General features: G+C 45.3%; 10 protein-coding genes. 5 read left to right on the top strand and 5 right to left on the bottom strand.

Annotated features, from left to right (window positions below):
* Positions 1-260: 260 nt before the first annotated feature.
* From A0256_15100 to A0256_15080, 5 genes are all read right to left on the bottom strand, one after another.
* Positions 261-2,684: a cell division protein FtsX gene (locus A0256_15100; protein AMR32654.1), complete on the bottom strand. Its 2,424-nt coding sequence runs from the start codon at positions 2,682-2,684 to the stop codon at positions 261-263.
* 104 nt (positions 2,685-2,788) lie between these two features.
* Complete coding sequence (locus A0256_15095; GenBank protein ID AMR32653.1) at positions 2,789-5,200, bottom strand: hypothetical protein; 2,412 nt, start codon at positions 5,198-5,200, stop codon at positions 2,789-2,791.
* 139 nt (positions 5,201-5,339) lie between these two features.
* Positions 5,340-7,766 (bottom strand): ABC transporter permease, encoded by a 2,427-nt coding sequence (locus tag A0256_15090; protein ID AMR32652.1) that lies wholly within the window; start codon positions 7,764-7,766, stop codon positions 5,340-5,342.
* 449 nt (positions 7,767-8,215) lie between these two features.
* Positions 8,216-9,433: a hypothetical protein gene (locus tag A0256_15085; GenBank protein ID AMR32651.1), complete on the bottom strand. Its 1,218-nt coding sequence runs from the start codon at positions 9,431-9,433 to the stop codon at positions 8,216-8,218.
* A 192-nt stretch (positions 9,434-9,625) separates the two neighbouring features.
* Positions 9,626-12,319, bottom strand: a complete 2,694-nt coding sequence (locus tag A0256_15080) for an alanine--tRNA ligase (protein ID AMR32650.1) — start codon at positions 12,317-12,319, stop codon at positions 9,626-9,628.
* A gap of 137 nt (positions 12,320-12,456) precedes the next feature.
* Here A0256_15080 and A0256_15075 point away from each other — a divergent pair, with 137 nt between their 5' ends.
* The 5 genes from A0256_15075 (at position 12,457) to A0256_15055 (ending at position 16,395) form a co-directional block, all read left to right on the top strand.
* Entirely contained in the window at positions 12,457-13,005 is a 549-nt protein-coding gene (locus A0256_15075; protein ID AMR32649.1) for a hypothetical protein, read from the top strand.
* A 181-nt stretch (positions 13,006-13,186) separates the two neighbouring features.
* A complete protein-coding gene (locus A0256_15070) occupies positions 13,187-13,522 on the top strand; it encodes a MerR family transcriptional regulator (GenBank protein ID AMR32648.1) in 336 nt (111 codons plus the stop codon).
* A gap of 71 nt (positions 13,523-13,593) precedes the next feature.
* Positions 13,594-15,288: a hypothetical protein gene (locus A0256_15065; protein AMR32647.1), complete on the top strand. Its 1,695-nt coding sequence runs from the start codon at positions 13,594-13,596 to the stop codon at positions 15,286-15,288.
* A 1-nt stretch (position 15,289) separates the two neighbouring features.
* Entirely contained in the window at positions 15,290-15,670 is a 381-nt protein-coding gene (locus A0256_15060; protein AMR32646.1) for a hypothetical protein, read from the top strand.
* Between the two features lie 77 nt (positions 15,671-15,747).
* Positions 15,748-16,395 carry a hypothetical protein gene (locus A0256_15055; GenBank protein ID AMR32645.1) on the top strand — a complete coding sequence of 216 codons (648 nt, stop codon included), beginning with the start codon at positions 15,748-15,750 and terminating at the stop codon, positions 16,393-16,395.
* Positions 16,396-16,467: the final 72 nt, after the last annotated feature.

Here is a 16,467-nt window from a genome sequence, read left to right as displayed (position 1 = left end):
CCAAAGTATCAAAAATCAGATTATCAGTCACTTATAATTATATTAATAATATATACTGTTCGCTTGTGTACAGGGTGCGTACGGTAATGATACACTCGCAACCCGGAATTAAGACGGGAAGAAGCAGGAGAAAAGACAGAAAAAGTATACAGAAAAGAGTTAAGGAACCAAGAAGCAAGATTAAAGTAGGGATATAAAAACAAAAAGCCAGGACGCGTTACATCCTGGCTCATGAGTCTTATCTTCCTGAATCTAACTGCCTATTCGCTCTTGAGGCTTTTTACCGGGTTGCTTAAGGCGGCTTTAATAGATTGGTAGCTAATGGTTACAAGGGCAATAACAATAGCTATGGCCCCGGCCAGCACAAACACCCACCATTTAATTGCTATGCGATAGGCAAAGTCCTGCAGCCATTTATTCATTGCCCACCACGCTACAGGGAATGCAATTACCGCTGCAATGGCGATCAGCTTTAAAAAATCATTGGAAAGCATTGTTACAATACTGGCAACGCTAGCACCTAAAACTTTGCGGATCCCTATCTCTTTGGTACGCTGCTCGGCTGCATAAGTAACCAGCCCGAACAGGCCCAGGCAAGCTATAAAAATGGCAAAAAACGCGAATGATGTAAAGATCTTTCCAGTATTCTGCTCAGACTTATACAAGTGATTAAAGTCATCATCCATAAAAGAATATTCAAACGGTTGCCCCGCCATGTTAGCATCTGCCGAATGATAAAGCTTTTCTATTTGTGCAAGCAGGCCCGAAACATTCTTTGTATCTATACGGAAAGCCATCGAACCATAGCGGGCTTTCAGCCTCAGCATTAAGGGCCTTACTTTGGCACGCAATGAACCTACGTTAAAATCCTTCACCACGCCAATTATCCGGTGAGGGGTTCTTTTGCTATCACCCGAACGAAAGATATTTTTATCTATCGGATGGCGAAGGCCAAGCAGGGCAGCTGCCGATTCGTTAACAATGACGGCTGTAGAATCGGTGATCATTTCCGGAGAAAAATTCCGCCCTTGCAGCATCTTCATCCCCAGCGTAGGGATATAGGCATTATCTACCGGCCATGTTGAAATACCTTTGGACTGCCCCGCGTTGGGGCCATCTGCAAGGTTATAAACCTCCGTCTGGTCGTTATTGGCAGTAGGCAAATATTCAGTGGCAGTACCCGACTTAACGCCCTGCAGCTGCATCACATCTTCCTTAAAGGTTTTTGCGTGATTAAATAGCGAGTAGGTGTTTTTGACGATCAATACCTGCTCCCGGTTATAGCCCAGGTTTACATTACGGATATAATTTAACTGACTATAGATAACCAGCGTGCCAACAATCAGCATGATAACGGTAGCGAATTGAAATACGACCAGGCCATTGCGCAACGCGCTGCCCTTAAAGCCCGATGCAATTTTACCATTAAGCACCTGTATGGGTTGAAAGGCCGAAAGGAAAAACGCTGGATACAAACCTGCCAACAAACCAATGATAAGCGTTGTTGCCAGCAGGCTTGGCAACAGCCAGGAATTTGCAAAAAAGTTCACTGTAATTTGCTTGCCAGATAGCATATTAAAATAAGGCAATAAAACCAAAGCGAAAACTATTGCTATAGCCAGTGCTATAAAACTCGTCAGGGTGGATTCTGTTAAAAACTGGTAGATGAGCGTCATCCGGCCTGAGCCTAAAACCTTGCGTACCCCAACTTCTTTGGCCCTGCCGGCAGAGCGCGCCGTTGAAAGATTCATGAAATTGATGCAGGCTATCAGCAGGATAAATACGGCAATTAGTACAAATATATAAACGTATTGCAGGTTTCCTGAGGGCTCGATCTCGTCGCTAACCGGCGACTGTAAATGGATGCTGGTTAGTGGTGTTGTAGCATAAATAAAATGATCTCCCTTGCGCTCAAGATCTGCAATAGTGGTATGGATAAAGGTTTGCAATTCGGGCTCCGCGTACTTTTTTGTGGCTTGTTTCAAATAGCCGTCGAGTTGCTGCTGTGTAGTGCCGTCGCGAACCAGGATATAGGTACCAAAATTCACGTTGGTCCACTCGGTCCGTTTGCTGTCGTCTAACCCCGACATTGCCCTGATCATTGTAAAATGCACGTGCGATTGCGCTGGCATATCCTTGATTACCGCCGTGATCTTATAATCATTTGTATTGTCCAGGTGTAACGTTTTGCCAATCACATCGGTAGTGTTAAAATATTTTTTTGCGATAGCTTCCGATACAACCAATGAGTTAGGCTGCACGAGCGCAGTTTTAGCATCGCCGGCTATCATGGGCAACGTAAAAACAGTGAACAGGTTGGCGTCACCATAAAAGCTACCAGATTCCGTCAGCGTTTCATTTCCTTTTTGAACCAGCGTTCTGCCACCACCTATAATCCGGGTTGCCTGCTCAATTTTCGGATACTCTTTCATCATAACGGCCGCCATAGGCGCAGGCGAATCCTTGGCTTTAAACACGCTGCCGTTCACTTTAAAATCCGAATATACCCGGTAAATGTTAGCCGACTTCAAATTGAACTTATCGTAACTTAACTCGTCAACAACAAACAAGGTAATCAGCAAGCAAACCGCCAGGCCCATTGCCAAACCAAAAATATTGATGGCAGAAAACCCTTTGTTGCGCCGTAGATTGCGCGCTGCTATTTTAAAATAGTTTTTTAACATTGACCGTTGTTTTATTTGATTGGTTAACGATGTGATAGATAGTTCAACACTTTCATCCTTGCATGTGGCAGCATCTATAGGTCATCGATTATTTACTATCGCCCTCACTCGCTCCTCAAACTCTTAACCGGGTTACTTAAAGCAGCTTTTACAGACTGATAGCCTACTGTTAGGAATGCAATGACAACCGCCATACCGCCGGCAAGTACAAACACCCCCCAGCCTATATCAATCCGGTAAGCAAAATCCTGCAGCCACCTGCTCATGGCATAATAGGCCAGCGGCGAGGAGATCACCACGGCAATTACAACGAGCTTTAAAAAGTCTGACGAGATCAAATTGACTATTGTAAGCACGTTAGCACCCAGCACCTTACGGATACCGATTTCTTTAACGCGCTGCCGGGTTGAAAATACGGCAAGGCCAAACAACCCGAGGCAGGAAATAAAAATGGTTACCAGCGTGAACGCGGTTAAGATATTACCTGTACGCTGATCAGTTTTATACATGGCTTCAAATTCCTGGTCGAGAAAGTTGTACTCAAGCGGCGTGTTTGGATAAAACTGATGCCATTTGGTTTGTATGGCGGCAATTACATTAGCCGTATTTTTCCCATCGGTTTTGATCAGCATCTTACTAAACCAATCGTATTCCGGAAATATCACTATCGGTGTTATTTTCTGGTGCAATGAGGCAAAATTAAAATCTTTGGCCACCGCTTTTATGGTACCCATACGGCCATTTACACCGATATGTTTGCCGATAGCCTCGTCGGGTTTCCAACCGAGCGATGCCAGTGCGGTTTCGTTGATAATGAAGCTGTATTTGCGCAATGAATCGGGCACCTCGGTTACCTGTTGCACATCTCCCTGGTCAAGGTCGCGGCCTGCAACTAAACGCATACCCATGGTTTTTATGAAACCTTTTTCAACCGGCATGGCCACAACCGACAGTTCATAGGTTGAGCTTTTGCCCTCTGCGCTGTTGATAGAATAGCCGCCGGTAATATGCACAGGCGAATTATAAGATGCTGTAGCACCCTTGATGCCGGGTTGCTGGCTAAGCTCATTTTTAAAGGCTTCCAGCTGACTAAAAGCCATCCCGCCAATATCTACAACTACTACCTGGTCGCGGCTCATCCCTGTGTTTACGTGCCTGATATACTGCAACTGGTTACCAGCGATTAACGTGCTGATAATAAAGAAAACCGACACCACGAACTGGAACACCACCAGTGATTTGCGCACTATATTACCCCCGGCATGGCCTGTACTTTTACTTTTCAGGATCACAACCGGCTTAAAGGCTGATAAATATAAGGAGGGATAGGTACCTGCAAGTAAGGTTACCAAAACAAAGAGCCCGAAAAGCGCCAGGGTAAGCCAGCTGATATTCCAGGTGGCAAAGCTAAGCTGCTGCCCGCTAAAAGTACTGAATGCTGAAAAACTCAGCGCCGCCAAACCCACCCCTATCAAAAGCGACAGCAGCGTAATAATACCGGCTTCTGTAATGAACTGGAAGAATAACTGCTTACGCTGCGCACCCATCACTTTGCGAACCCCAATTTCTTTGGCCCGCTCGGCAGACCTTGCTGTAACCAGGTTGAGGAAATTTACGCAGGCCAGAACCAGCAATATCACAGCAACGATGCCCAGAATGTAAATATATTTGATGTTGCCGGAGGGCTCTAATCCACCCGCGTTGGAATACAAGTGTACTTTAGTTAAGGGCTCCAGCGCAAACCAGGTTTTGGTTCCGGTATTAGACTTGTCACTAGAAAGCTTCTCTACATAGCTTGCTATTTTCTTTTCCAGATCAGCCATGTGTGCCCCGGGTTTAAGCAGCAGGTAAGAGTAATCGCTTGAGGAATCCCACTTGCGGGTTTTGGAACGTTGCATAATGGCGTAGTTGCCCAGCATATCAAATTTTAGCTGCGAATATGCCGGCACGTCTTCAATTACACCGCTTACCATCAGGTTAGTGGTTTGGTCGAGTTTTAAGACCTTGCCTACCGCTTCCCCCTCGCCAAAATATTTCTTTGCGGTGGAAGCCGTCAACACTACCGACGATGGGTTGCTTAGTGCCGATGCCGGATTGCCTTCCAAAAATTTAAAGGTAAAGATCTTGAAGAAAGAATCATCGGCCACCAGTATATGCTTCTCTTTTAATAGCTTATCGCCATATTGCACCACGCCGGCGCGCATATTGGAGTAGTCGACGATCCGAACGCCATCCTCAATTTCAAAAAATTCCTGTTTGAAAACAGGCACGGGAGCAGTTGGTGTTACGGCGATAAGAACCGGCTCGGGATCATCAGCAGATTTATAACCCTGATCTATGCGAACGATCCGATCCGCCTTTTCGTGAAAGCGATCATACCGCAGTTCGTTGATTAAATAGGTGGCCAGCAGCAAAAAGCAGCAAATACCCACCGCCAAACCTGCCATGCTGATCACTGAAGTAGACTTGTTTTGCAGCAAATTGCGCCAGGCTGTTCTTAAATAGTTCTTTATCATTGTTTTATATGATTACACCGATTACTTGTTTTTGAATACACCGGTTCATTTTTTTTGCACCGGTTTGATTTTGTTTGTACGGAGTTCATTGTTGAGGATAATGTCTGCCCACCAGATCATTATTTTCCAAACATCAACACTATTCACTCTTCAAGCTCTTCACCGGGTTTACCAGTGCTGCTTTTATGGCCTTATAGCTCACTGTGGCCCAGGCAATCAGCATAGACGCTACTACGGCAATTACAAACACGCCGGCTGTTAAAGGAACGCGGTAAGCAAAGTTCTGCAGCCAAGCCGACATCATGTACCACGATACCGGCATCGCAATTACAAATGATATCGCAATCAGGATCATGAACTCTTTGGAAAACAGCAATACGATGTTGAACACCGAAGCGCCTAAAACTTTGCGCACGCCTACTTCTTTTGTGCGCTGTACCGCCATGTAAGAGACTAAGCCGTAAAGCCCAAGGCAGGAGATAAAAATAGCGATTGCCGCAAAGATCTTGTAAACCAGGGCAAGCTGATTTTCCTGCTGATAAAATTTGGCAATGTTTTCGTCAAGGAAATACCCATTGTAGGCATATTCCGAGTAGGTACCTTCCCATAGTTTTTGGATAGCTCCTACATTGGCCGAAAGGTTTTTCGTATCCAGTTTTACCGCCGCCTGCGATTCGTAACGCTTGCGGGAGGTAATTACGATGGGCTTTACCGCATCGCGCAGGGAATTGGTTTTAAAATCTTTCACTACGCCTGTAATCGGCAGCCATTTGCCACTGCCTAGTTTCACATCCTTGCCAATGGCATCTTCTGCCTTTTGGATCCCCAGTTTGTGAATAAAAGTTTCGTTTACTACCGCTTGTCTCGCGGTATCGCTTTGGTCAAACCCGTGCCCGGCGGCAAATCTCAGCTCAAAAGTTTTGAAGTAATCAGCGTCGCCAAATTTTAAAAAGGTTGGATATTCGGGCCCTTTATCTACGTGATTAAAGTAAAAGTTTTGTGCGGAGTTATTATCTGATGAGGGCGCATCCGAAGAAAAACTAACCGACTTAACCCCCGGTTTCTGCATTAACTGCTGTTTAAAAGCATTCAATTTGCCCAGGCTTACGCTATCGGTATAACCCGGCAAGATCAATATCGCGCTTTTGTTAAAACCAAGATCAGCCTCATTCACAAAATTCATTTGATTTACCGCTACGATAGTACCAACAATGAGCAACTGGGCAATAGCAAACTGGGCAACTACCAGCGCCCTCCGCAAAGGAATACCGCCAATTGAAGCCGCGGTAATTTTATTTTTAATAGCCAGTACGGGTTTAAAGCCAGATACCACCAAAGCCGGGTATATGCCCGATAACAAGATCACGGAAACCGTAGTGATCAGCAGGAATAGCACTGTCCCTTTATTAAACAAACTGATATTATCCGGTACACTGGCGATGTTTTTAAGATAAGGCAATGCTAACTCTGCTATTGCAACAGCCAGCAAGGCAGAGAAAAGGATGATCAGCGTGGTTTCGCCAATTACTTGGAAGATAAGCTGTTTGCGACTGCTGCCCAACACCTTACGGATACCTACCTCTTTTGACCGCCCCACCGACTGTGCTGTGGACAGGTTTATAAAGTTGATAGACGCCATTACGATAATAAGGAGACCAATTAAACCCAGGGTACGCAGCGTTGCTTTGCTGGTAATATGATCGCCAAGGGTGTTCCCTACGCGGGTATCGAAATGCAATTCATCCAAAGGCTGCAGCAAATGCACACGATCAGTAATGCCGTTTTTTGTGGCCAGGTATTTTTTGGTGAAGCCAACCAGCTGCCTGGTAAGGTTATCGGCAGATAAGTTTGCAGGAAGCTGCATGAAGATCTGGTTGTTGCTGCTTACAGTGTTCCAGTCGTTAGCGTAACTGTACTCTACCGGGTGCTGTTTCCAGGTGATGTAGGATACCATTATTTTCAATGGAAAATCACTGTTAACAGGAGCATCAGCCACAATCCCTGCAACCTTAAGGGTTAAAACGTTATCCATTTTTAGCGTTTTACCAAGGGCATTTTTATAATCGCCAAAATATTTGGTGGCTGTGGCCTTATCAATCACCACCATGTTAGGGTCCTTCAAAACATCCTTGCTGCCATCCAGCCATTCCGTTTTAAAAACATCAAAAAACTGCGGCTCCAGAAAGATCACCCCGCTGCTTTCCGTAAATTTTTTGGCGTCGGCGGCATTTGCGGCGTCAGCACCGGGCACAGTGATCTGGCTGCCATAGCTGGCATTCACCGCAGCAAATTTCACTTGCGGAAAATCATTCCGCAGGGCATCAATAGCTGCCGGTGAGGTACCCGGATTATAGCGCACATCCCCATCCTGCGTCTGCTGGGTAATAAGGTGGTATATATTTTTATGATCCGGAAAATTGTTGTTAAAGCTGAGCTCGAATTGCAGGATCACAAATATCAGCAAACAGGCCGCAATGCCCACACTCAGGCCGGATATATTGATAAAGGAGTAACCTTTGTGACGGATGATATTGCGCCAGGCGATCTTAAAGTAATTCTTTAACATAAACGGGTAATTTGCCTTTGATAGTTAAAAGCTGTACCAGTTTATTATAAGGTTGATTATCAGATACTTAAATGTAGCAAATATTGTGCGGTGTGTACGCCTATGTAACAGTGGGTGTTCGGTTACGATACAATATCGACGGTCATTTTGTGCGTTTAGATGCCATCATCCCGAATTAATTTCGGGATCCTACGGAAAAGATGAAGGGTGCCGTGATCCCGAACTCGTTCCGGGATCCCACGGGACAGGTAAACGCCAGGCTGGCTACCTTGCCTATGGGATGCTGAAACAAGTTCAGCACGACGTCGAATAGGATGCCGTCATGTCGAATTAATTTCGGGATCCCACGGAAAAGATGAACGGTGCCGTCATCCCGAACTCGTTTCACTATTGTCCGGTAAAAACTCAAATAATAAAAAAAGTTACGATTTAAGGCCTTTCAGAGTAGATCATGTCTTAAAACCAATTTCCAAGCCCCCCAGTTTTAGTTGTTCGGCATGATCGTACACTGCGGACAGCCGTTCGGGATTGTTAAGGAAGTCGAACAAATGAATGTAGCTCATCAAATGCAACCTGATGATCGACGTTAGATTTGAAAAGGCCCATTTCCTTTTGAGTTGTACCTGTACCAGTTTGATGAGCAGATCAGCAATGAAAGCACACCATATCTGGATCTTAATGGCGTTTTCATTATCGCCAAGGAAGTATTTAAGCGGGAAGTTCTGTTTAACCCGTTTGAAAAGCACCTCGATCAGCCATCGCTTTTTATAAATGTCTGCTACCACTTCAGGAGGCAGAGAAAAGTTGTTGGTCAGGAACTCAAATGTCCGGCCGGATTCCTTGTCGAAAAAGGTAACTACGCGGACTTTTAGCTTGATGCCTTCTTTTTGAGTCCGTGTTCCCTGTAAGAGAGATCTATCCGCTACTACACCCACATCTTTACTGTGTTCGCTCAACTCATGGACAGTGGTTACGGTGTAACGGGCATCTTTTTTCTGCCTTGTAACGAAAAATACGCCCTCATTACAGAATCTTTCATACTGGGCGTAACTGACATAGCCTTTATCAAAAACGATGAATGAACCTGGCTGTAAGTGTATCTCTTTCAAAAAAGGCATATCATTGGCACTGGCAGCGGTAAAGTTCACCTTTAGTGGTACATCGTCCGCAGCATTGATCAACGTGTGCACCTTGATCCCGCCCTTTCTTCTGCCATCTAACTTACCCGGGCTTGGAGCATTTAATATTCGCTGAAACAACGTGATGGTAGAAGCATCAGCTATAAATAGTTTTGGGTCTATACGCAACCGGCTGTCCGGTAAAAGATGCTTATGACGACGGTATAACTGATCATAGATACGGGCAAATACCTCAAAACTTCTCCCGGCATTGGCATCACATAAAGTGCTTCGCGCCGGACACTTAATAACGCCCGTATGGCTGAGTTTATGCAGGCAGGCCTTCATGCCGCTCACTACTTCACGACTACTGGTGCATTTATTGAAAGCACAATAAAGCATCGTTACCAGGTGGGTATAAGTGTCGAAATAACGATAATAGCGGTCATGCTCACCGCGCCGGGCTAATGACCTTATTCCATTACGGTCAAGTAAACTTAACAGCTGATTCAGCACCGGCTGTCCGGTAAAAAAAGTACTTTTGCCCATGTTGAATGTTTAAGTGTGGTAACTCAAATATCAACAACAAAGGGGTAGCTTGTAAACTACCCCTTAACTTTTATCAAAAAATCGTTTTACCGGACAACAGTGAAACAAGTTCAGCACGACGTCGAATAGGATGCCGTCATGTCTTCATCCCGAACCTATTTCTAAACTACGGTTGTGATTTATTTTATGCGCCTATGCTACAAATCCCCGGGCCTTTTCCAATGCCTTATCCAGTCCGCTCAAATCCTTACCGCCTGCTGTAGCATAAAACGGCTGACCACCTCCACCACCCTGGATCTCTTTGGCCAGTTCGCGTACGATGCTTCCTGCATTGAGCCCTTTGTCTTTTACCAGGTTTTCGGCAATCATCACCGTGATGTTGGGTTTGCCGTCGATATTAGCAGCAAGTACCAGGAACAGGTCTGACACGATATCCTTAAGGTTATAGGCAAGGTTTTTCACCGCATCGGCATTCGGCAATTCTACCTTATGGGCGATGAAGTTAATGCCGTTAATATTCTCCACCTTTTTAGCCAGTTCATCTTTTAAACCGGATGATTTCTCAAGGATAGATTTCTCTATTTCTTTCTTCAATCGGTTGTTTTCTTCCAACAGGCTCTCTATGCTTTTGCCGATGTCTTTCGGGTTCTTCAGCAGTTCTTTAACCTGTTGTACCAGTTTGGTTTGCTCGTTGATGTAGTTTTCTGCCGCGATGCCGGTAATGGCTTCAATCCGGCGGACACCTGCTGCCACAGCACTTTCCGAGATGATCTTAAAGTAACCGATGTGACCTGTTGCCTTTACATGCGTGCCACCACAAAGCTCTTTACTGAACGATGCATCAAAGGTGATCACCCTTACAAAGTCGCCATATTTTTCACCGAACAGGGCTGTTACGCCGCTACTGATCGCTTGGTCGTACGGCACGTTGCGCTCCTCTTGCAAATAGATATTCTCGCGGATCTTTTGGTTGACGATGGCCTCTATCTGTGCCAGTTCATCATCTGTCACTTTAGCAAAGTGCGAAAAATCGAACCTCAGGTAATCGGCGTTTACCAACGAGCCTTTTTGGTTAACGTGGCTGCCCAATACCTGTTTCATAGCGGCATGGAGCAAGTGCGTGGCGCTGTGGTTATTGTTGGTGCTATCCCGTTTGGTGGCATCCACCATCGCCGTTAAAGCATCCTCCGGGGTCGACGGCAATTTATCTGTGAATTGAACGATCAGGCCGTTCTCTTTTTTGGTATCCGTTACTTCGATGATCTCCCCGTTCGGAAAGATGAGCTCACCCTGATCCCCTACCTGTCCGCCGCTTTCCGCATAGAAAGGTGTTTTATCCAGCACGATCTGGAACTGTTCTTTTCCCTTAGCCGTAACTTTGCGGTATTTAATAATATGTGCAATCGTCTCCGTTTCGTCATAACCGGTAAACTCAACCGCTTCGTCCTCCTCTTTCACGAGGATCCAGTCCCCGGTATCAATGGCGGTAGCTGCGCGGGAGCGGTCTTTTTGGGCTTGGAGAGCAGCGTTAAAACCATCAATATCGACAGTCCAACCTTTCTCGCGAGCCATCAACTCCGTCAAGTCTATTGGAAAACCATAGGTGTCCGATAATTCAAAAGCCCTTTGTCCAGATAAGATTTTACGAACAATCTTTTGCAAATCTGCATCTTCAGTGTAATTTGAGCTACTCATTTCCGCTAGAAGACTGGTAAACTCACCGAATTTAGTTATTCCGTTATCAAGCGTGCGTAAAAACCCGATTTCTTCCTCTTTGACTACCTTCTGCACAAAATCCTTCTGACTCCACAATTCATCAAACACCCCTTTAAATTGCTCAGCTAACAAAGGCACCAGTTCGTTAAAGAAAGGCTCTTTAAATCCAAGGGTTTGATAGCTGTAACGCACCGCACGGCGCAGGATTCGGCGGATGACATAGCCCGCCTTGTTACTTGCCGGTAATTGCCCATCTGCAATCGCGAAGCTGATCGCACGGATATGATCGGCCAGAACACGCATAGCTACAGCATCGTTCCAATCGGCATCACCCGGTTTGGCAGCGCTGTTGTAGGTCTTACCGCTTTTCTTTGCAATGAACTGAATCATCGGCTGAAAAACGTCGGTATCGTAATTGGAAGTTTTTCCCTGCAATACACGCACCAAGCGCTCAAAGCCCATTCCGGTATCCACATGCTTATTTGGTAATGGTTGCAGCGAAGTATCCTTCAAACGGTTAAACTGCATGAACACGTTATTCCAGATCTCGATAACCTGGTCGTGGTCGGCATTTACCAGCGTGGCGCCGCTTACTTCCGCACGCTCATTATCCGGGCGACTGTCGAAATGAATTTCCGAGCACGGTCCGCAGGGGCCGGTTTCACCCATCTCCCAAAAGTTGTCCTTTTTATTACCGGGGAGGATATGTGCCTCATCTACATACTGTTTCCACAGGTCGTAAGTCTCGGTATCTTTTTCCAGGCCTTCTTTTTCGTCGCCTTCAAAATAGGTTACGTAAAGGCGGTCCTTATCCAGCTTGTACACTTCGGTCAGCAATTCCCAGCTCCAGGCAATGGCATCTTTTTTAAAGTAATCGCCAAAGCTCCAGTTACCCAGCATCTCGAACATGGTATGGTGATAGGTGTCGATGCCTACCTCTTCCAGATCGTTGTGCTTTCCGCTAACCCGCAGGCAGCGTTGCGTATCGGCCACGCGCGGGGCTTTGGCGGGTGCCTCGCCCAGGAACACATCTTTAAACTGGTTCATCCCCGCGTTGGTAAACATCAGCGTTGGGTCGTTTTTAATCACGATAGGTGCGCTGGGCACAATCACGTGTCCCTTAGAAACAAAAAAATCAAGGAATGCCTGGCGGATCTGGGTAGCTGTCATAAGATGCAAAGGTAAAAAATTGTCTGAACCCGAATTGAAGGAATTAAGGAATTTGCAGAATGCCTGGTTTGCTATAATTTTGCTTTCGCTTTCTAATCCGGCTACTCCAGAAATTTGATTAAAAAAGGATCAGACAAATGAAAATACAGATCATGGGCGCTTCCTGCGCGGGTTCTACCACGCTGGGCCATGCGTTAAGTGAACGCCTCCGCGTCCCCTACTTCGACACGGACGATTACTTTTGGGAACGAACAGATGTGCCTTACACCGTAAAGCGCGATCCGCAGTTGCGGAATCAGCAGCTTTTGGAGGATATGTTACCTTATGAGCACTGGATCCTTGGCGGATCGGTGATCAACTGGGGCAAAGAATGGGAGCCAATGTTTGATTTGGTGGTGTTTCTGTATCTGCCAACTGAATTAAGGATGGAACGCCTGCAAGCCCGGGAGGTGAGCCGATACGGCGACGCCATCTTCAACGACCCGGTACGCCACCAGCTTTATCTCGATTTTATCGCCTGGGCAGCAAAATATGACGATATTACCTTTAGCGGCAGAAATATCAAAGCGCATGAGGATTGGCTGCAGCGGGCAAAGACCCGGGTTTTAGAGATAAGGGGCGATACGCGAGTTCAGGAAAGGATTGAGCTGGTTACAAATTTCATACATAAGAATGGTTTGCATTAGCGATTGGAAGGGTTTAGCCGCGCTTGCGATGGACGGTGAAAGGGAAAGCGGGGCCGGAGCGCAGCGCAGCCCTGAAAAGCGCGGGCCGAAGGCAATGCCCAATAATTATAGAGTCATTAAAAATTTCATAAATCCAACGCTCTAAATCCGCAGATTTCCTACTAATCGTTTACCTTTGCATATGCCTTACAAAGAACGCGAGATCAGTAAAATGTACTATACAATGGGCGAGGTATCGGCCATGTTTGATGTGAATCAGTCGCTCATCCGCTTCTATGAAAAGGAATTTGATGTTCTGCAGCCGAAGAAAAACAAAAAGGGCAACCGTTACTTCACCCCCGAAGATCTCGAAAATTTTAAGATCATCTTTAACCTCATCCGCGATAAGGGGTACACGCTGCAAGGCGCTAAAGACTACCTGAAAACCAACATGGGCGACAGCCGCGATAATCAGCGCGTGATAGATTCGCTTGAAAACCTAAAAAAATTCTTGCTGGAAGTGCGCGGAGAGTTGTAATTACCAGCTAATAAGCTATTTTTATTTCCTGAACCTTATCGCCCTGTTTTGCACCGGGCCAGGATAGTTGTATGATAGCTGAGCACAAGGGCGAAATTCCAATCGTTGTTTTGTTGTTGCCTTTAATGGGCGGCATATTCGCCGGGCTTAATTATCGCGGAACAACCCCGTTTTTACTGTGGGCCGTTCTAATTGGTTTGGGTCTTTTGTTTAGCCTACTAGGCTTTGGCTACAAGCGCCTGAAGGTTTTTAAAATAAGTTGGATCGGTGGCGTGCTGATCACTCCCTTACTCTTACTTGCAGGCTGGATCCTCACCATTCAGCACAACCAGTTAAACAGCACCGGGCATTTTTCTAAACAACCAGCCCAATACCTTGTAGTCAATATCTGCGATGAGCCCACGTTTAAAAACGGGCTGGTAAAATTCACAGCAAGCATTATCCAAAGTATAGATCATGATAAAATAAAAGCGGTGAACGGCTCCCTGCTGATCACTATAAAAGATAAGCAGGCCAGCAACCTGTTCTATGGGGAACAACTGTTGATCCCGTCAAATTTCACTGCTGTTGAACCGCCTTACAATCCCGGGGAATTTAATTACAAGCAGTATTTAGCCAACAAAAATATTTTCCATCAATCGTTCCTGTATCCCGGGCAATACCATGTTATTAAAGCAGGATGTGGTAACCCGGTCATAGCCTACGCACTGCAAACCCGGCAGCAATTGGTGAATAAGTTAAAGGGCAACATGCACGATACCACTGCAATTGCAGTAGCCTCCACCCTGATACTTGGATACAAGGCAGATTTGAGCAACGATGTGCTGCAGGCGTATTCTAAAACCGGCACCATCCATATCTTGTCCGTTTCCGGCGGGCATGTGGCCATCATTTATATTTTGCTGGCCTGGATGCTGGGCTTTTTAGATAATTTCAAGCGTGGCAAACTGATTAAAGCTGTTATCATTATCGTGCTGATATGGGGCTACGCCCTGCTCACGGGCTTCTCCCCCGCGGTTAACCGGGCTGCGCTGATGATCAGCATGGTGATCTGCGGTAAAACGTATAGCCGGTACATCAATACCTTAAACATCCTGGCATTTTCAGCATTTGCATTGTTACTTTATGACCCCTATTTGCTGATGGATGTGGGTTTTCAACTCTCCTACCTCGCTGTTGCCGGACTAATCATTTTCCAGCCGATGGTTTACCGTTGGCTGAGCTTTAAGAATCGCGCAGCGAATTATCTTTGGAATGCCTGTTCGGTTTCTATAGCTGCCCAGCTGATCACTTTTCCGTTAAGCGCATTTTACTTTCACCAGTTCCCGGTTTACTTCCTGGTAAGTAACCTGCTTATTTTGCTGCCGGTGGTGATCATCATGTACGCGGGTTTATTTTTACTGGCCCTCCCGCAAATTACTTTTGTATCGGGCTGGTTAGGCTACGTTTTGGAGCATGCTGCCCTGCTGATGAATAAAATGCTCGCAATTGTTGAACATATCCCCTATGCCGCCATTAATAAGATCTGGATCAGCAGATTTGAGCAAATCCTGTTATATGCCATCATTGTTGCAGCATACTACTGGCTCTGCGATAAACAAAAATGGCTCATCAAGTTTTCGCTTTTTGCTTTACTGGTATTCAGTATCAGCATCAGCGTTAAGAAATTCCGTGCGGACAAACAACAATCGGTAACCTTTTTAAACCTGCGCAAGCACACCGGTATCGTATTTAAAAATGGCGATAAGGCGGTAATTTATAACTGACTTGCAAGATACCGACAAAGTATTTAATTATTCGATACGCCCCGGGCTGGATAGCAACCGGATTACAAACTACACGATAGTTAATACTAAAGGACTTATTGAATTGCCCTGGCTGGCGAAGAAAGAAAGCCTTGTGCAGTTTTTGAATAAAAAAGTGCTGTTGTTAAACCCTGGCGCTCCGTTGCAGTCTATCCCCCGTCAATTAAACATTAACTATATATATGTAAGTAACAATGCTTTTTGGAACCATGACACCCTTGCAACTCCATTATTTATAATAGACGGTAGCAATACGGACCGATTCATTGAGGCTTTAAAAAATATTCCTGGTAACTGTAAGGTATTAAAACGTAACAAATCGGTAACTATCCTATCTAATTAAAAGCAAATTGGTAATTATAATAAAACATTTGCATTAGAATTAATTACACACTAAATTGTATTCATCAAACTAAAACTATGAACTTTAAACTATTTACCGTTGCAGCGGGCCTTGCCCTTACTGCAACAGCGATTAATGCCAACGCCCAAAAAGCTTATAAAGAGGGCTTTGCTACCATCAGCACAAGTATGATGGGCCAGCCTACAGAGGCAAAAAGTTACTTCAGTACCGATTCATCTGCGGTGGCATTTAATGCAGGACCCGCAAGCATCAAAGTAATATCTGATGCCAAAGCTACTTATATGGCCATATTGGTAGATGTTTCTGTAGCATCTATAAAGAAAGCAGCGATTTTATCACCTGCCGAAATTGAAGAGTCACAAGCACAGATTCCTGTATTAACGTTTACACCGACTACTGAAACAAAAGTAATATCAGGTTTCAATTGTAAGAAAGTGACTGCAAAAGATGCCAAAGCCGGCAAAACCTATGATATTTGGGTAACCAATGATTTTACTATGCCTATGGGCGCAATGGCTAAAATTTATGGTGGTGCCGGCGGTGTGCCTATTCAGTACACCGGCTTTCAAAATGGAAAAACAACCGATGTAACGGTAAAAAGTATCACTGAGCAGAAATTACCAGCAGGCACATTTGCGGTTCCGGGAGATTTTGAGAAAATCACTTATGATGATTTAAAGTCTATGGGCGGCGGCGGTAACTAAACCTACCTGCTCTATAATAAAGAACGCCGCAACTTTTTTAAGCTGCGGCGTTTTTTATTTAATCACTTATTT

It is taken from the genome of Mucilaginibacter sp. PAMC 26640, assembly GCA_001596135.1.
Classification (GTDB): domain Bacteria; phylum Bacteroidota; class Bacteroidia; order Sphingobacteriales; family Sphingobacteriaceae; genus Mucilaginibacter.
This window is presented reverse-complemented; position numbering and strand designations above follow the sequence as displayed.

Excerpts from the sequence above, each read along its gene's own strand:
- A0256_15100 (AMR32654.1), bottom strand. The coding sequence starts at position 2,684 with ATGTTAAAAAACTATTTTAAAATAGCAGCGCGCAATCTACGGCGCAAC.
- A0256_15095 (AMR32653.1), bottom strand. The coding sequence starts at position 5,200 with ATGATAAAGAACTATTTAAGAACAGCCTGGCGCAATTTGCTGCAAAAC.
- A0256_15090 (AMR32652.1), bottom strand. The coding sequence starts at position 7,766 with ATGTTAAAGAATTACTTTAAGATCGCCTGGCGCAATATCATCCGTCAC.
- A0256_15085 (AMR32651.1), bottom strand. The coding sequence starts at position 9,433 with ATGGGCAAAAGTACTTTTTTTACCGGACAGCCGGTGCTGAATCAGCTG.
- A0256_15080 (AMR32650.1), bottom strand. The coding sequence starts at position 12,319 with ATGACAGCTACCCAGATCCGCCAGGCATTCCTTGATTTTTTTGTTTCT.
- A0256_15075 (AMR32649.1), top strand. The coding sequence starts at position 12,457 with ATGAAAATACAGATCATGGGCGCTTCCTGCGCGGGTTCTACCACGCTG.
- A0256_15070 (AMR32648.1), top strand. The coding sequence starts at position 13,187 with ATGCCTTACAAAGAACGCGAGATCAGTAAAATGTACTATACAATGGGC.
- A0256_15065 (AMR32647.1), top strand. The coding sequence starts at position 13,594 with ATGATAGCTGAGCACAAGGGCGAAATTCCAATCGTTGTTTTGTTGTTG.
- A0256_15055 (AMR32645.1), top strand. The coding sequence starts at position 15,748 with ATGAACTTTAAACTATTTACCGTTGCAGCGGGCCTTGCCCTTACTGCA.